The organism is Pseudomonas sp. PSE14 (genome assembly GCF_029203285.1).
Classification (GTDB): Bacteria; Pseudomonadota; Gammaproteobacteria; order Pseudomonadales; family Pseudomonadaceae; genus Pseudomonas.
Map to the genome: position 1 here is coordinate 3,498,001 of NZ_CP115669.1, position 21,843 is coordinate 3,519,843.

General features: G+C 68.9%; 3 protein-coding genes. All 3 read right to left on the minus strand.

Annotation, left to right across the window (positions count from 1 at the left end):
* Positions 1-112: 112 nt before the first annotated feature.
* From O6P39_RS15920 to O6P39_RS15930, 3 genes are read right to left on the minus strand one after another with little or no spacing between them, the layout of a single operon-like run.
* Complete coding sequence (locus tag O6P39_RS15920) at positions 113-1,075, minus strand: alpha/beta hydrolase (RefSeq protein WP_275607473.1); 963 nt, start codon at positions 1,073-1,075, stop codon at positions 113-115.
* A complete protein-coding gene (locus O6P39_RS15925; RefSeq protein WP_275607474.1) occupies positions 1,072-8,991 on the minus strand; it encodes a non-ribosomal peptide synthetase in 7,920 nt (2,639 codons plus the stop codon). The genes O6P39_RS15920 and O6P39_RS15925 overlap by 4 nt, the downstream gene beginning before the upstream one ends.
* Positions 8,991-21,743, minus strand: coding sequence for a non-ribosomal peptide synthase/polyketide synthase (locus tag O6P39_RS15930; protein ID WP_275607475.1), 12,753 nt, complete (start codon positions 21,741-21,743; stop codon positions 8,991-8,993). Before O6P39_RS15930 ends, O6P39_RS15925 begins: the two co-directional genes overlap by 1 nt.
* Positions 21,744-21,843: the final 100 nt, after the last annotated feature.

Genomic DNA, 21,843 nt, shown 5'->3' on the forward strand with positions numbered 1-21,843 from the left:
GATCCATCGGCAGAGTGCGGTTCGCGAGCAAGCTCGCTCCTACAGGTGGCACCGCGTGCTCTTCGTAGGAGCGAGCTTGCTCGCGAACCAGCTTGACGCCGGGCTCGCCGGCTTACCAGCGCGCCGCGAGGAACTCCGCCACCCGGCGATAATATCCCTCCACCTCCGGCACCAGGTTGCCCATGCGCAGGAAGTCGTGGGTCATGCCGCAGCAGCGCTCCGCCTCGACTTCCACGCCCTGCTGCACCAGTGCCTGGGCATAGGCCAGGCCTTCGTCCAGCAGCGGATCGAACTCGGCGGCGAACAGCAGGGCCGGCGCACTGCCTTGCAGGGCCGCGCCGGCACGGAGCGGCGAGCAACGCCAATCGCCACGCCGGGCAACCTCCGGCATGTACTGGTCGTAGAACCAGTCCAGGCTGGCCGTTTCCAGCAGGTAGCCCTCGGCGAACAGTTCCTGGGACTCGCTGCGCGCGCTGGCATCCGCCGTCGGGTAGAACAGCAGTTGGGCGCAGGGCTGTTCGGCGCCCTCCCCCGCAAGTTCAGCACTGAGGACGGTAGCCAGCGTGGCACCCGCGCTGTCGCCTCCGACGGCAATGCGCCGTGGATTCAGCCCGAGGCTGGCCGCTGAACTCAGCAGCCAGTCCCAGGCGTCGCGGGCATCGTGGATCGCCGCCGGGAAGGGTGCCTCCGGCGCCAGGCGGTAGCCCAGCGAAATCACGGCGCACTCGCAGTGCTTCGCCAGCAGCCGGCACAGGCCGTCGTGGGAATCCAGGCTGCCGACCGTGTAGCCGCCGCCGTGGAAGTACAGGATCGCGCCCTCGCCCGCGCCTAGCGGCCGGTACAGGCGAGCCGGCAGTTGCCGGCCCTCCCGCGCCGGGATCAGCAGTTCTTCCACCGGCATCGACGGTGCGCCGGCCTTGAGCGACTCGGACGAGGCATCGAACTCCTCTCGCGCCTGCTCCACCGGCAGTTCGTGCAGCGCCGGTCGACCATTGCGGCGGCCTTCGTCGACCATGTCCAGGAAGGCGGAAATCTCCGGGTGCAGCATGCCGACCTCTTTCATCAATGCGTTCATACCGTGGCCTTTTCCTTGGCGGTTTCTACCTGCGCACAGCAGTGATCGATCACACCGTCCAGCTCTTCGCGCAGCCTGGCCATCAGCGCCTCGATGCGCGACGGCCGAAACACCCGGCGGCTGAACATGCAGCGCAGGGTCAGCTCGCCGTCGTAGACCTGGCCGACGATCTCCAGCCAATTGTTCATCGGCGTGCTGGCGGCGTAGGTGTCGCCGGGTTTCTCCTGCAACGGCACGAACAGCGCCTGGTCATCGAAGCTCTGGTCGAACTGGCCGAGGTAGTTGAAGGTGACGCGCGGCTCGGCGCGTGCGGCGAGCTGGCGGCGCAGCGCGCTGTCGCCCAGGTAGCGCAGCGCGCCGTAGCCGATGCCCTTGTCCGGCACCGCGCGCAGCTGCTGGCGGATCGCCGGGATGGCCTGGGCGTAGTCGCCCTGCCCCGGCGTCAGGCGCAGCGGGAACAGGCTGGTGAACCAGCCCAGGGTGCGGCTGTGATCGACCGCGTCGAGGATGTCCTCGCGGCCATGGCCTTCCAGGGCGATCAGCACCGACTCACTTTCGCACCATTGGCACAGCGTGCGGCCCAGCGCCGTCAGCAGCAGGTCGTTGATCTGCGTGCGATAAGCCTCCGGCGCTACCTTCAGCAGCCGTTGGGTCTGCTCGCGGTCCAGGCGCAGGAACAATTGCTCCAGGTGCGCCATGCGCTCGGCGCCGCGCGGGTTGTCGCGCTGCGGCTCACCCAGGCCCTCGATCTCGGTCTGCTCCAGCCAGTACGGCAGGTCGCCCTGCGCCAGTTGGCTGTCGGCGTACTCGCGCAGGCCCTCGGCCCAGGCGCGGTAGGCGCTGGTGCGTTCGAAGCGCGGCGCAGGTTCGCCAGCGAGCTGCGCGGTGTAGCGCTGTTGCAGCTCCTCCAGCAGGATGCGCCAGGACACGCCGTCCACGCCCAGGTGGTGGATCACCAGCAGCAGGCGCTGGGTGCCGTCAGGCATGTCGGTGAGCACGCCGCGTAGCAGCCGGCCTTCGGCAAGATCGAGGCTGCGCTGCGCCTGGTTGGCGATCAACAGTGCCTCCTCAGCATTCGCCGCCTGGCGCTGCCAGAGCAGCGCGCCGGTGACCTCGCTGGCCTCAAGAGTGCGCTGGCGCCACACGCCGTCCGCGCCACGGGCGAAGGACAGACGCAGGCTGCCGTGTTCGGCCAGCAGGCCTTGCAAGGATGCCTCCAGCGCATCAGCGTCGAGACGCTGGCGGCACTCCAGCAGCACCGCCTGGTTGAAGTGGTTGGGCTCCTCCAGCTGCTGCTCGAACATCCATTGCTGGATCGGCACCAGGCCGAAGGATTCGCCATCGTCCGCGACCTCAACCGCAGCGGTCGGCGCCGCTTCGTCCGCCCCCTCGGCACGCTCCAGCAGGCCGGCGATGGTCTGGTACTGCAGCAGGTCGCGCAGGCGGATTTCCACGCCCTCGCCGAGCGCCTGGCGGGCGCGGGAGACGATCTGCAGGCTGAGGATGGAGTCGCCGCCGAGGTCGAAGAAGTTGTCGCGGATACCGACGCGCTCCACTTGCAGCACGTCCTGCCAGATGTCGGCCAGGGCGCGCTCGCGCTCGTTACGCGGCGCCTCGTAGGCTTCGCCCTGCCAGGTCGGTTCGGGCAGCGCCTTGCGGTCGATCTTGCCGTTGGGCGACAGCGGGAAGCGTTCAAGCTTGAGAATCTGCGCCGGCACCATGTAGTCCGGTACCTGCTCGCGGAGGAAGCTGCGCAGCGCGTCACCTTCCGCTTCACCCACCACGTAGCCGACCAGTTGCTTGCCGCTGATGCCGTCGCGGGCGACCACCAGCGCCTCGCTGACCTGCGGGTGATCCTGCAGGCGCGCCTCGATCTCACCCAGCTCGATGCGGAAGCCGCGAATCTTCACCTGGTGGTCGATCCGTCCGACGTAGTCGATCACGCCATCGGCGCGGCCGCGCACCAGGTCGCCGGAGCGGTAAAGGCGGCCACCGCTCGCATCGAACGGATCGGCGACAAAGCGCTCGGCGGTCAGGCCTGCGCGCTCGTGGTAACCGCGCGCCAGGCCGTCGCCGCCGATGTACAGCTCACCGGCCACGCCCAGCGGAACCTGCCGCAGTTGCTCGTCGAGGATGTACAGCTTGCGCGCGCCGACGCCCTTGCCGATGGGTGCATAGGCGGCATCGCAGGCCGTCGCGCGGTCGGCCTTCCACAGCAACGGCGTGACCACGGTCTCCGTGGGGCCGTAGCCATTGATCAGGTGTTCGGCGCGCAGCGCGCGTTTGGCCAGTTCGAAGCTGGCATTGGGCACCGCGTCGCCACCGAAGCAGTAGATGCGCACCGGCGGCGGGTTGCCGTCACGCAGGGCATGCTCGGCCAGTTGTTGCAGGTAGACCGGCGGGAAGGCCGCCACGCTGACCTGCTTGTCGTGCAGCACGCGGTAGGTCTGCTCCGGAGTCCACAGCTCATCGCCACGCAGTACCAGGCTGCCGCCGTGGACCAGAGTGGTCAGCCAGCGCTCGTGGGCACCGTCGAAGGCGAAGGACATGAAGTGCAGCTCGCGGGTCGCTGCGTCCATCCGGTACAGCTCGCCGATGGCCGTGCAGTGCATGGCCAGCGGGCCGTGGCTCACCGCCACGCCCTTGGGCTTGCCGGTGGAGCCGGAGGTGTAGATCAGGTAGGCGAGGTTTTCCGGCTCCAGGGCCACCACGGGCAGGTCGCTGTCTTCTCCGCTCAGATCGAGCGCGTCCAGCTCCAGGCACTGCACGCCCGCCGGCAGAGGCAGTCGCTCGCGCAGGCGGCTGTCGGTGATCAGCAGCGCGATGCCGGCATCACTCATCTGGAACTCCAGGCGCTCGCGCGGGTACTCGGCGTCCAGCGGCACGTAGGCACCGCCGGCCTTGAGCACCGCCAGCAGCGCCAACGGAATGCGCACGCTGCGCGGCAGGGCCACGCCGACGCGGACTTCCGGACCAATACCCAGCGCCATCAGGCGATGGGCCAGGCGGTTGGAGTCGCGCTCCAGCATCGCGTAGTCGATCTCCTCGTTGCCGCAGATCAGCGCCACCTCATCGCCGCGCAGAGCGGCCTGACGCGCAATCGCCAGGTGCACCGGCTCGGCCGGCGGCAGCGACTGATGCGGACCACGGCAGGCGGCCAGGGCCGCGCGATCGTTGGCCGACAGGCATTGCAGCTCGCCGACGCGCTTGCCGGCGCCGTGCAGCAGGCTGTCCAGCACCTGCTCCATATTGCCGCGCAGGCGTGCCACGGTGGGGGCGCTGAAATGCGCGTGCAGGTACTGGTATTCGATCTCCAGCGTCTCGCCGACGCGCACGGCGAGGTCCATCGGAATGCTGGTCTCATCCTTGGATTTCAGCTCGCCGAAGCGCAGCCCCCGGGCGCTGCGCAGCACCTCGTCCACCGGGTAGTTCTCGAACACGATGATGCTGTCGAACAGTGCCTGCCCGGCCTGGCCGGCCCAGCGCTGGATGTCGTACAGCGGCGTGTGCTCGAACTCGCGCACGTCCAGGTTGTAGGCCTGCAGCTCGCGCAGCCAGTCGCCGAGGTCGGCGTCCTCGCTCGGCGCCTGAACGATGGGCAGGGTGTTGATGAACAGGCCCAGCAGGCTGTCGGCGCCGGCCAGTTGCGCGGGCCGCCCGGCCACGGTGGCGCCGAAGGCGACGCGCTGCTGCCCGGTGTAGCGTTGCAGCAGGAGAATCCACGCCGCCTGCACCAGGGTATTGAGCGTCACCCGCTGGCTGCGGGCGAAGGCTTTCAGGCGTTCGGTGGCCGCCGCGTCGTAGCGGCTGTACTCCAGGCCGTGGCCACTGCCTTCGGCCGGGCGCGCCAGGCTGTCAGCCAGCACGGTGGGCTGGGCGAAGCCTTCCAGCCGCGCGTTCCAGAAATCCTGGGCCTGCTGCTGGTCCTGAGCTTGCAGCCAGTGGATGTAGTCACGGTAGCGGCCCTGCTGAGGGATGCTCTCGCCGTTGTAGCGGCGCAACACTTCAGCGAACAGCTGGGCGTTGCTCCAGCCGTCGAGCAGGATGTGGTGATGGGTGTAGACCAACTGGTGACTGGCCTCGGCGCTGCGCACCAGCACCAGGCGCAGCAGCGGCGGACGCGCAAGATCGAAGCTGCGGCTGCGTTCGGCGGCGGCCAGTTCGTCCAGCGCCGCGTCCAGGTTTTCGCGGCCACGCCAGTCGAGGACTTCCAGCGGCAGCTCGACCTGTTTGTGCACGGCCTGAACCGGCTTGTCGAGCCCCTGCCAGTGCACACCGGCACGCAGGTTGTCGTGGGCATCCAGCGCCGCCTGCCAGGCAACGCGGAAACGCTCGACGTCCAGCCCCTGCACTTCCACGCGCAACTGGTTGACATAGACGCCGCCCTCGCTGCCGTCCACGCCGTGGAACAGCATGCCCTGCTGCATGGGCGACAGCGGATAGAGGTCTTCGATCTCGGCCGGATTCAGATCGAGCGCGGCCAGCTGTGCGGCGTCCGGCGCCTCGATGGCGGAGACCACGACGGCCGCATCGGTTGTGACGAAGTCACCGGCCACACAGGCCAGCGCCTGCAGGGTCTGGTGCTGGAACAGGTCCTTGGGACTGAGTTGCAGACCGGCGGCCCGTGCTCGGCTGACCACCTGGATGGAGACGATGGAATCGCCGCCGAGTTCGAAGAAGTTGTCGTCCAGCCCCACGCGTTCCAGGCCCAGCACGGCGCACCAGATGCCCGCCAGGGTCTGCTCGCGTTCGCTTTCCGGCGCGCGGTAGGTCTTCTGCAGCAGGCTGAAGTCCAGCTCCGGCAGTGCCTTGCGGTCCAGCTTGCCGTTGGGTGTCAGCGGCATGCGTTCGAGCGGGACGATCTGCGCGGGGACCATGTAGTCCGGCAGCTCTTCCAGCAGCGTAGCGCGCAGGTCGCTTTCGATCTGCCCCGTCACGTAGCCGACCAGTTGCTTCACCGCTCCCGCGTCGCGGGCGATCACCACCGCCTCGCGCACGCCGGGCTGGCCAAGCAGGCGCGACTCGATCTCGCCCAGCTCGATACGGAAGCCGCGAATCTTCACCTGATGGTCGAGGCGGCCGAGGTACTCCAGCACGCCATCGGCACGCCAGCGCGCCAGATCACCGGTGCGGTACATGCGCGCGCCCATTTCCCTACCGTAGGGATCGGCGACGAAGCGCTCGGCGGTCAGATCGGGGCGGCCATGGTAGCCGCGCGCCAGGCCGTCGCCGGCAATGTACAGCTCGCCAGCCACACCGATGGGCGCCGGTTGCAGCTCGCCATCGAGGATGTACAGCCGGGTGTTGGCGATGGGCTTGCCGAGCAGAGCACGGGCGCCCTTGTCGATCTTCCAGGCCGCCGACCAGATGGTGGTTTCGGTGGGCCCGTAGAGATTCCACAGTGCTTGGGTCTGAGCCGTCAGCTTGTCCGCCAGCTCGGCGGACAGCGCCTCGCCGCCGCAGAAGAAGCGGCAGCCGCTCAGGCGCGGGAAGTCCTCGTGACCACTGAGCAGCGTCCAGGTGCTCGGGGTCGCCTGGATCACCGTCACGCCCTGCTCCAGCGCCACGCCGAGCAGGCGTGACGGATCGCGAGCGACGTCGCGGTCCACCAGCACCACCCGGCCGCCCACCAGCAGCGGCAGGTACAGCTCCAGCGCGGAGATGTCGAAGGACAGCGAAGTCAGCGCGAGGACGCGGTCCCGCGCCTCCAGGCCCGGCTCGCGGGCCATGCTGAGCATGAAGTTGACCACCCCGCCATGGCGCACCGCGACGCCCTTGGGCTTGCCAGTGGAGCCGGAGGTGTAGATGACATAGGCCAGATCATCCGGCGTGGCGAGGTTGTGCAGGTCGCTGTCGGCGTGGCCATCCAGCTGCGCCCAGTCGCGGTCCAGGCAGAACGCGCGGGCGCCTGTCTGCAGCAGCTCGCCGAGCAGGTGCTGCTGGGTCAGCAGCAGGCGTACATCGCCGTCTTCGAGCATGTGCGCCAGGCGTTCGGCGGGGAATTCCGGGTCCAGCGGCACGTAGGCGCCGCCCGCCTTGAGCACGGCCAGCAGCGCCACCGGCAGTTCGACGGAGCGCTCCAGGGCGACGCCGACGCGACTGTCCGGGCCGACGCCCTGCTCGCGCAGCCAGTGCGCCAGGCGGTTGGCGCGGCGGTTGAGTTCCGTGTAGCTGAAGCTGCGCTGGCCGTCGGTGACGGCAATATCGTTCGGCGTGCGCGCCGCCTGTTGCTCGATCAGTTGATGCAGGCAGGCATCGCGCGGGTAATCGAAGTCGCTGGCATTCCAGCCGTAGAGCAGTTGCTCGCGTTCGCTACCGTCCAGCAGCGGCAGGCGCGCCACCGGGCAGTGCGGGTCGGTGACGATGCCGCGCAGCAGGTTGAGGAAATGCCCGGCAAGACGCTGGATGGTCGCCGCGTCGAACTGGTCGGTGGCGTACATGAACTGCCCGCGCACCTGGCCGTCGCGGCTTTCCTCGGTGTTCAGGGTCAGGTCGAACTTGGCGATGCCGCTCTCCAGTTCCAGGCTCTCCAGCTGCAGGCCGCCGGGCAGCTCGCGCAGGGCGTCGCGGCGGCTCGGCTGGTGATTGCAGGCCACCTGGAACAGCGGGTTGTAGCTCAGGCTGCGCTCGGGCTGCAGTGCGTCCACCAGTTGCTCGAACGGCAGGTCCGGATGGGCCTGGGCGCCCAGCACCGCTTCGCGGGTGCGGGCCAGGAACGCGCTGAAGGATTCGTCGCCGTCGATGCGCGCGGGCAGCACCTGGGTATTGACGAAGAAGCCGATCAGCCGTTCGCTCTCGGCACGGCCACGGCCGGCGATGGGCACGCCGACGCGCAGCTCGCGCTGGCCGCTGTAGCGCGACAGCAGCAGCTGGTAGGCCGCGAGGATCAGCATGAACAGCGTGGCACCCTGCCCCCGCGCCAGGTCGCGCAAGGCATCGCTGAGCGCACGGGGCAGCTCGAAGTCCAGTGTCGCGCCGCTATAGCTCTGCACCAGGGGACGCTGCCGGTCGCCCGGCAGCGTCAACAGCAGGGATTCGTCGCCCAGTTGTGCCTTCCAGTAGACCAGTTGCCGCTCACCTTCGCCGGCCGCCAGCCACAGGCGCTGCCAACGGGCCATGTCGCTGTACTGGATCGGCAGCGGCTCCAGATCGGCCTGCGCACCGCTCACTTCAGCGCTGTAGAGCGCGGCGAATTCATCGATGAGCACGCCGATGGACCAGCCATCGGCAATGATGTGGTGCAGGTTCACCAGCAGCAGCGCTTCACCCGGCAGGCGCGCCAGATGCAGGCGCAGCAGCGGGCCTTCGGCGAGGTCGAAGGGGCGTTGCGCGCAGTGGTTCAGCCAATGGCGGGCTTCGTCTTCGCTACCGAAGTCCTTCGCCTCCAGATGCGCCGGCCCCGGCGGCAGGATGCACTGCATCACCTCGCCATCCGCCGCACCCTGTCCTGCCTGCGGCGGATGACGCTGCGCGTCATTCGCCCTACCAGAGCAGTCCTCTGCCGTGCGCAGTACCTCGCCAGCCGGCTCCCGTAGGGCGCATAACGCGCCAGCGTTATCCGCCGAGGCATCATGACCGGACTCTGCCGAGCGGAAAACCGTGCGCAGGCTTTCATGGCGCTCGATCAGCGCGGTGAAGGCACGCATAAGCGCGCCCTCGTCCAGCGCGCCACGCAGCCGCACGGCGGCCGGGATGTTGTAGGCGGCGCTGTTCGGCTCCATCTGCCAGAGGAACCACAGGCGCGCCTGGGCCGCCGAAAGCGGCGCGTGCTCGCGCCCCTCGCGGAGGATCGGCAGGCGCGAAAGGCTCACGCCCTTCTCACGAAGCTGACGCAGGAAGACGATCTGCTTGTCCTCGGACAGCGCGCCAAGGCGCTCCGCGACCTGTTTCAGCTGGGCGTCCATCGGTTGACTCATTACAGGTTCTCCAGCTCGCCGAGCAGTTCGTCCATCAGGTCCAGTTCCTCTTCCGTGCTGGCAGAGCTTGCCCGCTGCGACTCGATCCAGGCGGCCAGCGCCTCGATGTTGCTCAGCTCGAACAGGCGATGCAGCGGCAGTTCCAGGCCCAGGCGCTGACGCAGGGTCAGACCGACCTGGGTGAGCAGCAGCGAATGCCCGCCCAGTTCGAAGAAGTCGTCGTGCAGGCCGACGCGATCCACTTGCAGCACGTGCTGCCAGATGCCGGCCAGCTCGACTTCCAGGTCGCTGCGCGGCGCCACGTACTCGCGCAGGCGCTCGCCCAGTTGCGGGTCCGGCAGGGCCTTGCGATCCAGCTTGCCGTTGGGCGACAGCGGCATGGCATCGAGGGCGATGATCCGCGACGGCACCATGTAGTCCGGCAGCTCGCCTTGCAGCGCCTGGCGCAGGGCTTCGGGCTTGGCGCTGGCGACCACGTAGGCCAGCAGCACGCCGTCCCTGGCTACTACCACCGCCTCGCTGACCTGTGGGTGGGCCTGCAGGTGCGACTCGATCTCGCCCAGTTCGATACGCAGGCCGCGAATCTTCACCTGGTGGTCGAGACGACCGAGGTATTCGATGGCGCCGTCTTCGCGCTGGCGAGCCAGGTCGCCAGTGCGGTACAGCCGCTCACCGCTGCCGAAGGGGTCGGCGACGAAACGCTCGGAAGTCAGCCCGGGACGCGCGTGGTAACCGCGCGCCAGGCCCACGCCGCCGATGTACAGTTCACCCGCCACACCCTGCGGCACCGGCTCCAGGCGTTCGTCCAGCAGCACCAGGCGCAGGTTGTCGATGGGCCGACCGATGGGCACGACGTGCCGCGCGTTGTCTTCATCGCAGGCCCAGAAGCTGACGTCGATCGCCGCCTCCGTCGGGCCATAGAGGTTGTGCAGCTTCGCGCTGCTGCGCTGGCGGAACTGCTGTTGCAGCTCATAGGGCAGCGCCTCGCCAGAGCACATCACCTGCCGCAGCGACGGGCTGCGTTCCAGCTCGCCGGACGCCACGAAGGCCTGAAGCATCGAGGGCACGAAGTGCAGCGTGGTGACCTGCCCCGCCTCGATCACCTGGCGCAGCGCTGCCGGATCGCGGTGCGCGCCGGGCGCGGCCACCACCAGGGCGGCGCCGGTCATGAGCGGCCAGAAGAACTCCCACACCGAGACGTCGAAGCTGAACGGGGTCTTCTGCAACACGCGGTCGGAGGCATCCAGCGCGTAGGCTTTCTGCATCCAGTGCAAGCGGTTGACCAGTGCGCGATGGCTGTTGCCGGCGCCCTTGGGTTTGCCGGTGGAACCGGAGGTGTAGATCAGGTACGCCAGGTTCTGCGGGCTGCCGAGAGTGGCCGGGTTCCGCTCGGACGCCGTGGCGATCTCGCGCCACTGGCTGTCCAGGCAAACCGTCCGTGCCTGGGTCGGCGGCAGGCGATCCCGCAGGTGCTGCTGGGTCAGCAGCAGGCTCACGCCGCTGTCGGCGAGCATGTGCTGCAGGCGATCCTGCGGGTAATCCGGGTCCATCGGCACGTAGGCGCCGCCGGCCTTGACGATGCCCAGCAACGCCACCACCAACTCAACCGAACGCTCGGCGGCCACGCCGACCAGCACATCCGGGCCGACACCCTGACCGCGCAGCCAATGCGCGAGCTGGTTGGCGCGGGCGTTGAGCTGGGCGTAGCTCAGGTGCTCCTTACCGCATTGCAGGGCCAGCGCATCCGGAGTCGCGGCAACCTGGCGCTCGATCAGCTCCTGCAGCTGCACATCAGCCGGGAACGTCGCCGCGGTGTCGTTGAAGCGTTGCAGCAAAGAGTGGCGCTCGCCGTCGGCCAGTTGGCTGACCCGGCCCAGCGGGCGTTCGGCGTCTTCCACCAGCGCCATCAGCAGGTGCTCGAAGTGGCCACGCAGTTGCTCGACCTGGCTCGCGCTCAGGCGGTCGGCGCGGTAGGTGTAGCGCACGTCCAACTGATCGTCGGTACTGGCCACCAGGGCCAGGGCGTAGTTGGTGCCGTCCACCGGGCGGTGGCCGAGGATGCGCAGGTCATCGTCGCCCGAAGACGCCAGCGCCGCGTCCATGGGGAAGTTCTCGAACACGATGAGGCTGTCGAACAGCGCCTGCCCGCCGCGACCGGCCCAGCGCTGGATGTCGTACAGCGGGGTGTGCTCGAACTCGCGCACGTCGAGGTTGAACGCCTGCAGCTCGCGCAGCCAGTCGCCGACGCGCTGGGCGTCATCCGGGCTTTGCAGGATCGGCAGGGTGTTGATGAACAGGCCGAGGCTCTCCTCCGCCCCCGGCAAGCTGGCCGGGCGGCCGGCCACGGTGGCGCCGAAGGTGACGCTGCGCTGGCCGCAATAGCGTTGCAGCAGCAGCGCCCAGGCGCCCTGTACCAGGGTGTTGAGGGTGATGCGCTGAGCCTGGGCGAAGCGTTGCAGCGGTGCGCTGTCGAGGCGGCTGTGCAGCTCGCGCAGCGGCTCATCGCGGAACCCGGCGTCGCAGGCGGTGGCCAGCAGGGTCGGCTCATCGAAGTCTTTCAGGCGTTCGCGCCAGAAGCTCTCGCCCGCCGCGCCGTCCTGGGTGTGCAGCCAGGCGATGTAATCGCCGTACTGCGCGGCGGGCGCCGGCAGCGACTCGCCGCGGTAGAGGGCGAGTACTTCGCCGATCAGCCGCGCGCTGCTCCAGCCGTCCAGCAGCAGATGGTGGCAGGTCCAGATCAGCTGGTAGCGGCGCTCGCCCAGGCACACTAGCGCCAGGCGCTGCAGCGGTGGCTTGGCCAGGTCGAAGCCGAGGTTGCGTTGCGCATCGGCGACGTTGTCGAGCTGTTGCTCACTGACGGACTGATCGCGCCAGTCGAAGGACTGCACCGGCAGCTGCACATCGCACAGGACGAACTGCAGCGGCGCCGAATCGGCGCTGGCAAGGAAGCCGGTGCGCAGGTTCGCATGGCGGGCGATGACCGCGCGCCAGGCGTCGAGGAAGCGGGCCTCGTCGAGGCCGTCGAGGTCGACGCGCAACTGGTTGACGTAGAGCGAGGAGCCCGGCACGTCGAGCGCATGGAAGAGCATGCCCTGTTGCATCGGCGACAGCGGATAGAGATCTTCCACGCCGGCCGGCAGCGGCAGTGCATCGAGCTGCTGGTCGAGGCCGAGCAGCGGCAGCTCGCTGGCTTGCAGCTTGCGCGGCGTGGCCAGGCAGTAAGCCACCAACGCCTGCAATTCGGCGCGCAGCAGCGCTTGCAGCTCATCGATGTCGGCAGCATCAAACATGAAGCGGCTGTAGGTGACTTCCAGGCTCAGCTCGCCGCCCAGCACACGGCCGACGTACACCAGCGCATTGCCCAGCGCAGCATTCAGCGGCTGGCTGCGGCCAACGCCTTCGAAGGCCGGCAGGAAGTCGGCGTCGGCGAAGGCCTGGTCGAGCTGGCCAAGGTAGTTGAAGGTCACCTGCGGCGCCGGCAGGTCACGCAGTTTGGCCGCGTGCTGGCTGAGGTAGCGCAGTTGGCCGTAACCGATACCGCCGCGCGGCAGGTTGTGCAGGTGCTCGCGAGTGGCGCGCAGGTCTTCGCCCGGCTCGCCGCCGGCTTGCAGACGAACCGGATACAGGGCGGTGAACCAACCGACGCTGCGGCTCAGGTCCAGCGCGCCGTCGCCGTCCCGGCCGTGGCCTTCCATTTCCACCAGCGCGGAGGACTCGCCTGTCCAGGCGCACAGCGCGCGGGCCAGGGCAGTCAACAGCAGGTCGTTGATCTGGATGCGCTGCGCCTTGAGCGCGGGACCGAGCAGTTGGCGGGTGGTTTCGGCGTCGAGGCTGAAGCGCGCGTTGGCGGCCTCCTTCCAGGTTGCCGGAGCGTCGTTGCGGCCACGGGTCAGACGCGGCGCATCGCGCAGCTGGGCCTGCCAGTAGTCGAGCTCGGCCGCCACTTCGGCGCTGAGGGCGGCCGCCTGTTGGCGGGCGCTCCAGGCCTGGTAACCATCGGTGCGCGGCAATGCGGCGGGCGTGCGGCCGGCACGCAGTTCGCGGTAAGCGTATTGCAGGTCTTCCAGCAGGATGCGCCAGGACACGCCATCCACCGCCAGATGGTGGATGACCAGCAACAGGCGTTCACCGCCCGCCTCCAAAGTCACGTGCATGGCGCGCAGCAGCGGACCGTTGGCGATATCCAGGCTGGCCTGGGCGTCGTCGCATAGACGCTCCAGGGTGCGGGCGTCGGCGGCACGGCGCCGCCACAGGAGGGTCATGTCCAGCGGCCCCTGTTCCGCGTAACGCTGGCGGCTGCCGTCGAAGCGCAGGCGCAGCGCGTCGTGCTGGCCGACCAGCCAGTGCAGGGCACGGGCCAGGGCATCACCATCCAGCGCCTCGCGCGGTTGCAGCAGCAGCGCCTGGTTCCAGTGGTGACGCTGGGCGCTCGGTACGCGTTCGAAGAAGCGCGCCTGCACCGGCGACAAGGCCACCTCACCGCTGACAGCAACCACCGGCGCGGGGGCAGCCGGCGCGCGGCTTTCCAGCCACTGCGCGAGCTGGCGGACGCTCTGCCGCTCGAACAGCTGTTTCGGGCTGAGCTTGTAACCCAGTTTGCGGATGCGCGCGATGATCTGCAGGCTGAGGATGGAGTCGCCGCCCAGATCGAAGAAATTGTCCTCGGCACCGACGCGCTCGACCTTCAGCACCGCCTGCCAGATGTCGGCGATACGCTGTTCCAGCTCGGAGAGCGGTGCGCTATCCAACGGCTTGGCCGCCGTCTCGACACGCGGCAGGGCCTTGCGGTCGACCTTGCCATTGGCGTTCAGCGGCAGGCACTCCAGCAGCATCAACTGGGCCGGCAGCAGGTATTCGGGGACTTCGGCGGCGAGGCTTTCACGCAGACTTTCAACGCTCTGCCCTTCTGCAACGGCCCAGGCCAGCAGCCTCATCGGGCCGTCGCCCTCGCGCTCGGCCAGCGCCACGGCATCGCGCACGCCCGGCAGGCGCTTGAGCGCTTGCGCCAGTTCGCCCGGCTCGACGCGGTAGCCACGGATCTTCACCTGGTCATCCACGCGGCCGAGGAATTCCACGGCGCCGCGACGGTTCAGGCGCACACGGTCGCCGCTGCGGTACAGGCGCTCGCCTTCGATCTTCACAAAGCGCTCCGCCGTCATTTCCGGCAGACCGAGGTAGCCCAGTGCCAGGCCGGCTCCGCCGATGTACAGCTCGCCCGGTACGCCCGGTAACAGGTCACGACCGTTCTCGTCGAGCACGCGGATGGCGGTGTTGGCCAGGGGCGTGCCGATGGGCAGGCTGGCGGCCGGCAGATCATCCAGCAGCGACCATTCGTGGGTCAGCACGCCCACGGTGGACTCGCTGGGACCGTAGTGGTTGACGATGCGCAGTCGCGGGGCCAGTTCACGAATCGGTTGCAGCAGCGCACGGTCACAGGCTTCACCACCCACCACCAGCAGACGGCGCGGCAGCACGGCAGCGGCATTGGGCGCGGCGGCCAGCAGGCCGGCGAGGTGGCTGGGGACGATCTTCAGCACATCCACTTCGCGCATGAACTGCGAGAAGCGTTCGGCATCGGCCACCGCCTGGGCATCGGCCAGATGCAGACGACCACCGCCGCACAGCGTGCCGAACAGCGTGGTGTGACCGAGGTCTGCAGCTACCGAGGAAACCATCGCCATGCCCAGGCCATGGGCGCGGCCCTGGTCCAGTTGCAGGCGTTCGAGCACGGCCTGCACATAGTTGGCCAGCGCCGCGTGGCTGACGCGCACGCCCTTGGGCTGGCCGGTGGAGCCGGAGGTGAAGATGACGTAGGCAACCTGCTGCGGCTCGATGCTCAGCGACGGCGCCTTGTCGCTGCCCTGCTCCGGGCCACCGGCCGGGATCAGCGTGGCGGCGGCGCCGAAGGTATCCTGCAGCACGGCATCGCTGACCAGCACGCGGCCAATACCGTTGTCCTTGATCAACTGGCGCAGACGCTCGGCCGGCTGCGCCGGGTCCAGCGGGACGTAGGTGGCGCCGGCTTTCAGCACGCCCAGCAGCAGGAGCACCCATTGCGCGCTGCGCTCCTGGCAGATCGCTACGCACTCAACCGGCTCCACGCCGCTGTCGATCAGCGCGTTGGCCAGGCGGTTGGTGCGGGCATCCAGTTCGGCGTAGCTGTAACGCACCTTGTCGTCCTGCACGGCGATGGCGTCCGGTTGCGCGGCGACTTGCGTGGCGAACAGAGCGAGCACGTCCTGCTGCGGCCATTGGCGCGCCTCGCCACGACGACGCGAAGCCACTGGGCGCGGCAACTCGCCGAGAGCACGCTGCGGCTCGGCACACAGCTGGCGCAGCAACGCTTCGAACTGGCCGGCGATAGCCACGACGCTGTCCTCGTCGAACAGGTCGCGGGCATAGACGAAGCTGCCGCGTAGCTCATCGCCAGGTTGGCCGCTGGCATCCAGCGCCTCAGCCATGTCCAGGGCGAGGTCGAAACGCGCGCCGTACTGCTCCTCGCTGAACAGCGCAAGCTTCAGCGCGCCGGCATCGGGCAGGCGGCTGACGTCGAAGCCGAAGTTGAACTTCACCTGCACCAGCGGGTTGTAGGCCAGGCTGCGCTCGGGTTGCAACGCTTCCACCAGTTGCTCGAACGGCAGGTCCTGATGCGCTTGTGCGCCTAGGGCCAGCGGCTTGATGCGGGCCAGCAACGCGGCGAAGGATTCGTCATCGGCGAGTTGGAATGGCATGACCTGGGTGTTGACGAAGAAGCCGATCAACCCTTCGGTTTCCAGCTGCTGGCGGTTGGCAATCGGCACGGCGATACGCAGGTCGCGCTGGCCGCTGTAGCGCTGCATCAGCACGGCGTAAGCGCCGAGCAGCAACATGAACAGGGTGACGTCCTGCTCGCGGGCCAGTTGTTTGAGACGCGCGCCAAGACCGGTGTCCAGGCTGAAGCCGAGGCTGCCGCCCCGGTAGCTCTGTACCGCCGGGCGTGGACGGTCGGCGGCCAATTCGAGAACGGGCGTATCGCGGCCCAGCTGCTCGGTCCACCAGCTCAGCTGACGCTGGCCCTCCTCGCCCGCCAGCAACTCGCGCTGCCACTGGGCGTAGTCGGCGTACTGCACCGGCAACGCTGGCAGTTCCAGCTTCTCGCTCGCAGCGAAGGCGCCGTAGAGACGGCTGAACTCGTCCACCAGCACGCGGATCGACCAGCCGTCGGAGACGATGTGGTGCATGGTCAGCAGCAGCACATGGTCGCTGTCGGCCAGCTTGATCAGGGTCAGGCGCAGCAGCGGTCCATGGCGCAGATCGAACGGACGCTGCGCTTCTTCCTCGGCCAGCCGGCGCGCGGCGCCTTCGGCATCGTTTTCGGCGGACAGGTCAACACGCGCCAGGTCCAGGGGCTGGGCCGGCTGGATGCGCTGGAAGGCCTGGCCATCCACTTCATCGAAGGTGGTGCGCAGGGTTTCATGGCGCGCCACCAGGGCATCGAAGGAGCGGCGCAGCGCAGATTCGTCCAACTCGCCGCGCAGGCGCAGGGCGCCCGGCACGTTGTAGGCGGCGCTGGCCGGTTCCATCTGCCAGAAGAACCACAGGCGGCTCTGGGCGGCGGACAGCGGCAGATCGCCGTCGCGAGCCAGGGCGCGCAGTGGCGGAGGTCCGCTGGGCGTCGATGCACTCAGCCGCGCCGCGAATTCATCCAGGCGGCTGGCTTCGAACAGGTCGCGCAGCGGGACTTCGCAACCCAGGTCACGGCGCAGGCGGGAGATGACCTGCGTGGCCAGCAGCGAGTGGCCGCCCAGCTCGAAGAAGTCGTCCTCGCGACCTACAGCCGGCACGCCAAGCACTTCAGCCCAGACGGCGGCGACGCGGTTTTCCAGGCCATCGCGCGGGGCCTCGGCAGCGCTGGCGGTTTCCTCAGGTTCAGGCAGCGCCTTGCGGTCGATCTTGCCGTTGGCGTTGAGCGGCATCTGCGCCAGCACGAGGATGCGCGACGGCACCATGTAGTCCGGCAGTTGTGCGCGCAGAGCGGCTTTCAGGGTGTCTTCGGCGACACCTTCGCCCGTGACGTAACCCAGCAGGCGCTTGCCGCGCTCGTTGTCGCGTGCGATCACCGCCGCTTCGCGCACGCCGGGCAGCGCGCGCAGGCGGGCTTCGATCTCGCCCGGCTCGATGCGGAAGCCACGGATCTTCACCTGCTGGTCGACGCGGCCGAGGTAGTCCAGCGCGCCGTCTTCACGCCAGCGCACGCGGTCGCCGCTGCGGTACAGGCGAAGGCCGTCAGCATAGGGATCGGCCACGAAGCGCTCGGCGGTCATGGCGGCGCGCTGGTGGTAGCCGCGAGCCAGGCCATGCCCGCCGATGTACAGCTCGCCGGCCACGCCGCGCGGCAGCGGTTGCAGGCGGTCATCAAGGATGTACAGGCTGCGTTCGCCCACCACTTCGCCAATGGGGGCGTAGGCAGCGCCGCAAGTGGTGCGGGCGTCGGCCTTCCAGAGCATCGGGGTGACCACGGTTTCAGTCGGGCCGTAGCCGTTGATCAGGTGCTGTGGCTTCAGCGCCTGGTGCGCCAACTGGTAGGCCGCTTCGGGCACCGCGTCACCGCCGAAGCAGTAGATGCGCATGCTCGGCGCGTGGCCGTGGATCATGGCCTGCTCGGCCAACTGTTGCAGGTAGGCCGGCGGGAAGGCTGCCACCGTGACTTCGTGGCGGCGCAACTGGTCGAGAGTTTGTTCGGCGGTCCACAGCGCATCATTGCGGATCAGCAGGCTGCCGCCGTGGGACAGCGCGGTAAGCCAGCGCTCGTGGGCGCCGTCGAAGGCGAAGGACATGAAGATCAGCTCGCGGTCGGCGGCGCTCATGGCGTAGCGCTGGCCGATGGCGCGGCAGTGCGCGGCAATCTCGCCGTGGGCGACGGCAACGCCCTTGGGCTGGCCCGTGGAGCCGGAGGTGTAGATCAGGTAGGCGAGGTTCTGCGCCTGGATGCGCACCAGCGGACGCACCGCCAGCGCATTGCCGAGGTCGGCCTCTTCCAGTAACAGGCGCTCGACGCCTTCGGGCAACGGCAGGCGTTCGGCCAACTCGGCAGTGGTCAGCAGCAGGTCGACGCCGGCATCCTGCATCAGCCAGGCCAGTCGCTCCTCGGGGTAGTCGACGTCCAGCGGCAGGTAGGCTCCGCCGGCCTTCATGACGGCCAGCAGGGCCAACGGGATGTCCACGCCACGCGGCAGCGCCACGGCAACCCGGCGCTCCGGGCCGATGCCGCGCTGGATCAGGCGCTGCGCCAGGCGGTTGGAGCGGTCTTCCAGCTCGGCGAAGTTCACTTCGCGCTGAGCGTCGATCAGCGCGACCTTGGCCGGATGCCGCCGGGCCTGGGCGGCGATGGTCTCGCTCAGCGCCTCGAACGCAGGCGCGTCACCGGCCACGGCGATGCTCCAGTCGCTGGCGGGCAGCCAGTCGCGGGCGTCCAGGGGAGCGTCGGCGTTGAGCTCCGGCAGCGCGCGCAGCAGGTCGAGGAAGTGCCCGACCAGCCGCTGCATGCCGGCAGCGACGTAGCACTCGCGGGCATAGCAGAAGCTCAGGCGCAACGTCTGTTCGCCTTCGCGAACGCGCAGCACCAGGTCGAACGGGGTTTCCAGGTCGATCTGCTCCAGCGCATCCACCGTCAGGCCCGGCAGGCCATTGCCGGCGCGCGGTTGCCACTGGTGGTCGAAGGCCACCTGGCACAGCGGATGGCGGCCGTGGCCGCGCTCGGGTTGCAGGGCTTCCACCAGTTGCTCGAACGGCAGGCCCTGGTGCGCCTGGGCTTGCAGCAGGTCGTCGCGCAGTTGGCGGAGCACGCCACGCAGGGTCGCGCCTTCGGGCAGCTCACTGCGCAGCACCAGCAGGTTGACGAAGAAACCGACCAGACGCTCGCTGTCCAACTGTTCGCGGCCAGCCTGGGTCAGGCCGATGCGCAGGTCGTGCTGACCGCTGTAGCGTTGCAGCAACAGGTTGTAGGCGCTGAGCAGGAGCATCGGCAGCGTCGCGCCGTGGGCCTGGGCCAGACCGCGCAGCCGGCGGGTCAGGTCGGCGTCGACTTCGCGTTCGATCAGTGCGGCACTCTGGCCTTTCCCTCCCGTCGCGAAAGGCAGCTCCAGCGGCGAATGCTGAGTGCCCAGGCGCTCGCTCCACCAATCCAGCAGGCGCGCGCCCTCGCCCGCCTCCAGCCGGGATTGCTGGGCGGCGGCCAGGTCGAGGTATTGGCGCGGCAGCACCGGCAGCACCGGCTCGCGTTGTTCGACGACGGCGCGGTAGCACTCGGCGAACTCGTCCAGCAGCAGGCTCAGCGACCAACCATCGGCGATGATGTGGTGCACGCACAGCAGCAGCGCCTGGCGGCCGCCGCCGAGGTTCTGCAGGCGCAGGCGCAGCAGCGGGCCGGCGGCCAGGTCGAAAGGTTCGGCGGCGAAGGCATCGGCGTCCTCGCGGGCGGCGATGTCGCGGCGGGCATTGCCGAGGGAGCTGAAATCGCTCTCGGTCAGTTCTACCCGATTGTCGTCGGACAGGCTCAGCGTGACTTCGCCATCCGCCTGTTCGATGAAGCGGCTGCGCAGGGTTTCATGGCGGCCCAGCAGCACGGCAAAGGCCTGCTCCACCGCCGGACGACGCAGCTCACCGCGCAGGTTCATGCGCCCGGCGATGTGGTAGACGGCGCTTTCCGGCTCCAGCTTCCAGAGGAACCACAGGCGACGCTGAGCCGGCGACAGCGGCAGCAGGCCGTCACGCGGGACCTGCGCAATGGTTTCTGCTTCAGTCGTCGGCAGTGCCGCCAGCGCGGCGGCGAAGGCGCCCAGTTCCGGCGCTTCGAACAGCAGGCGCAGCTCCACGGGACGCCCCAGGCGCTCGCGCAGGCGCGCCATCAGTTGAGTGGCCTTGATGGAGTTGCCGCCCAGGGCGAAGAAGTTGTCGTCGCGGCGGATCGCCGGCAGCTCCAGCACCTCGCTCCACAGTGCGGCGATGGATTCTTCCTCGGCGTTCAATGCGGCGACCGGCCTGGCGCTCGCGCCATCGCTGATCGGCTCGCCGGCACGCTGGATGGCGTAGGCCTGCAGGCTACCGTCGAGCAGTTGTGCCCGGCAGGCCGAGCGTTGCAGCTTGCCGCTGGAGGTCTTGGGCAGCGCACCCGGTTCCAGCAGCGCCACCACCAGCGGCGCCTCCTGGAAGGTTTCCGCCACGGCGGCGGAAATGGCCTTGGCCAGGGCTTCGGCGGAAATCAGCTTGCGCACGCTGCGCCCGACTTCGGCGGCGATGCCGATGCCGTCGCGGCCCTGGTGTTCGATGGCGAAGGCGGAGACGCGGCCCTTGCGCACCAGGTCCACCTCTTCCTCGACGCAGCGCTCCAGGTCCTGCGGGTAGAGGTTCTGCCCACGGACGATGAGCATGTCCTTGAGGCGGCCGGTGACGAAAAGCTCGCCGTTGTGCAGGAAGCCCAGGTCGCCGGTACGCAGCCAGGTGCGGCCGTCCTTCTCGACGAAGGTGCGTGCGCTGGCCTCCGGGTTGCGCCAGTAGCCCAGCGCCACGCTGGGACCGCTGCTCCAGATTTCACCGACGCGATCCGGGCCGAGGGCTTCGCCGCTCAGCGGGTCAACCAGTTGCACGTCGTGGTCCGGCTGGGTGCGCCCGCAGTTGATCAGCGAAGTGCCGCGGCCCGGTCGGGCGACGTTCTCGCCCAGGGCGTTGAGGTCGACTTCCAGTTGGCCGATGCCGTCACCGCGCACACCGCCGGTGACGAACAGGGTCGCCTCGGCGAGGCCGTAGCAGGCGTAGAAGGACGAGGCGTCGAACCGGGCCGGGGCGAACCAGGCGGCGAAGCGTTCCAGGGTGTCCGGGCGGATCGGCTCGGAGCCGGAGAAGGCCACGCGCCAGGTGCTCAGGTCGAGGCCTTCCAGCGCGGCTTCGTTGACCCGCTCGCAGCACAGGCGGTAGGCGAAGTCCGGGCCGCCGCTGACGGTACCGCCGAAGCGCGCGATTGCCTCCAGCCAGCGACGCGGACGTTCGAGGAAGTAACGCGGAGACATCAGCACACATTCGATGCCGCTGTAGATCGGCTGCAGCAGCCCGCCGATCAGACCCATGTCGTGGAACAGCGGCAGCCAACTGACCATCACGTCGTCGTCGCCGATACCAAGGCCGTGGCGGATCAGGCGTTCGTTGGCGATCAGGTTGCCATGGCTGACCTGTACGCCCTTGGGCGTCGAGGTGGAGCCGGAGGTGTACTGCAGGAACGCAATGTCGTCGTCGGCCAGCTCGGGCATCTGCCATTCGACGGCCAGCGCCGGGTTGGCCTGGTCCACCGCGAGCAGCAGCGGGCTGTCGCCGATCTCGCGCACGCAGGCCGGGCGCAGTGCTTCGATCAGCGTGGAATCGGTGAGCACCAGGCTGGGCTGCGCGTCATCGAGGATCGAACGCAGGCGCGCCAGGTGCTGCGGGCGCACGGACTCCGGCGGATAGGCCGGCACGGCGATGATCCCCGAATAGAGGCAGGCGAAGAACGCGGTGACGTAGTCCGGCCCGCTGGGCAGCAGGAGCACGGCGCGGTCGCCGCACCGGCCATGGCGCAGCATCCAGGCGGCCATGGCGCGGGCGCGCTCGTCCAGCTCACGGAAGCTGATGGGCACCTCGATGTTCTCGGCGATGAATCGCAGGGCAGTCTTGCGCGGCATTTCGCAGGCGCGTTGCAGCAGGGCCTCGACCAGGTTTCCTGCGGCTTCGTAGCGGTCGTTCATGACATCACCTGTTCTGGCGGCGGGCGCGTGGGGCCCGCCGGAGGAAATTCGTTGGTTTCGGGGCGCCGAGGCAGGTCGCGCGCGCCGATCAGTCCCCTCT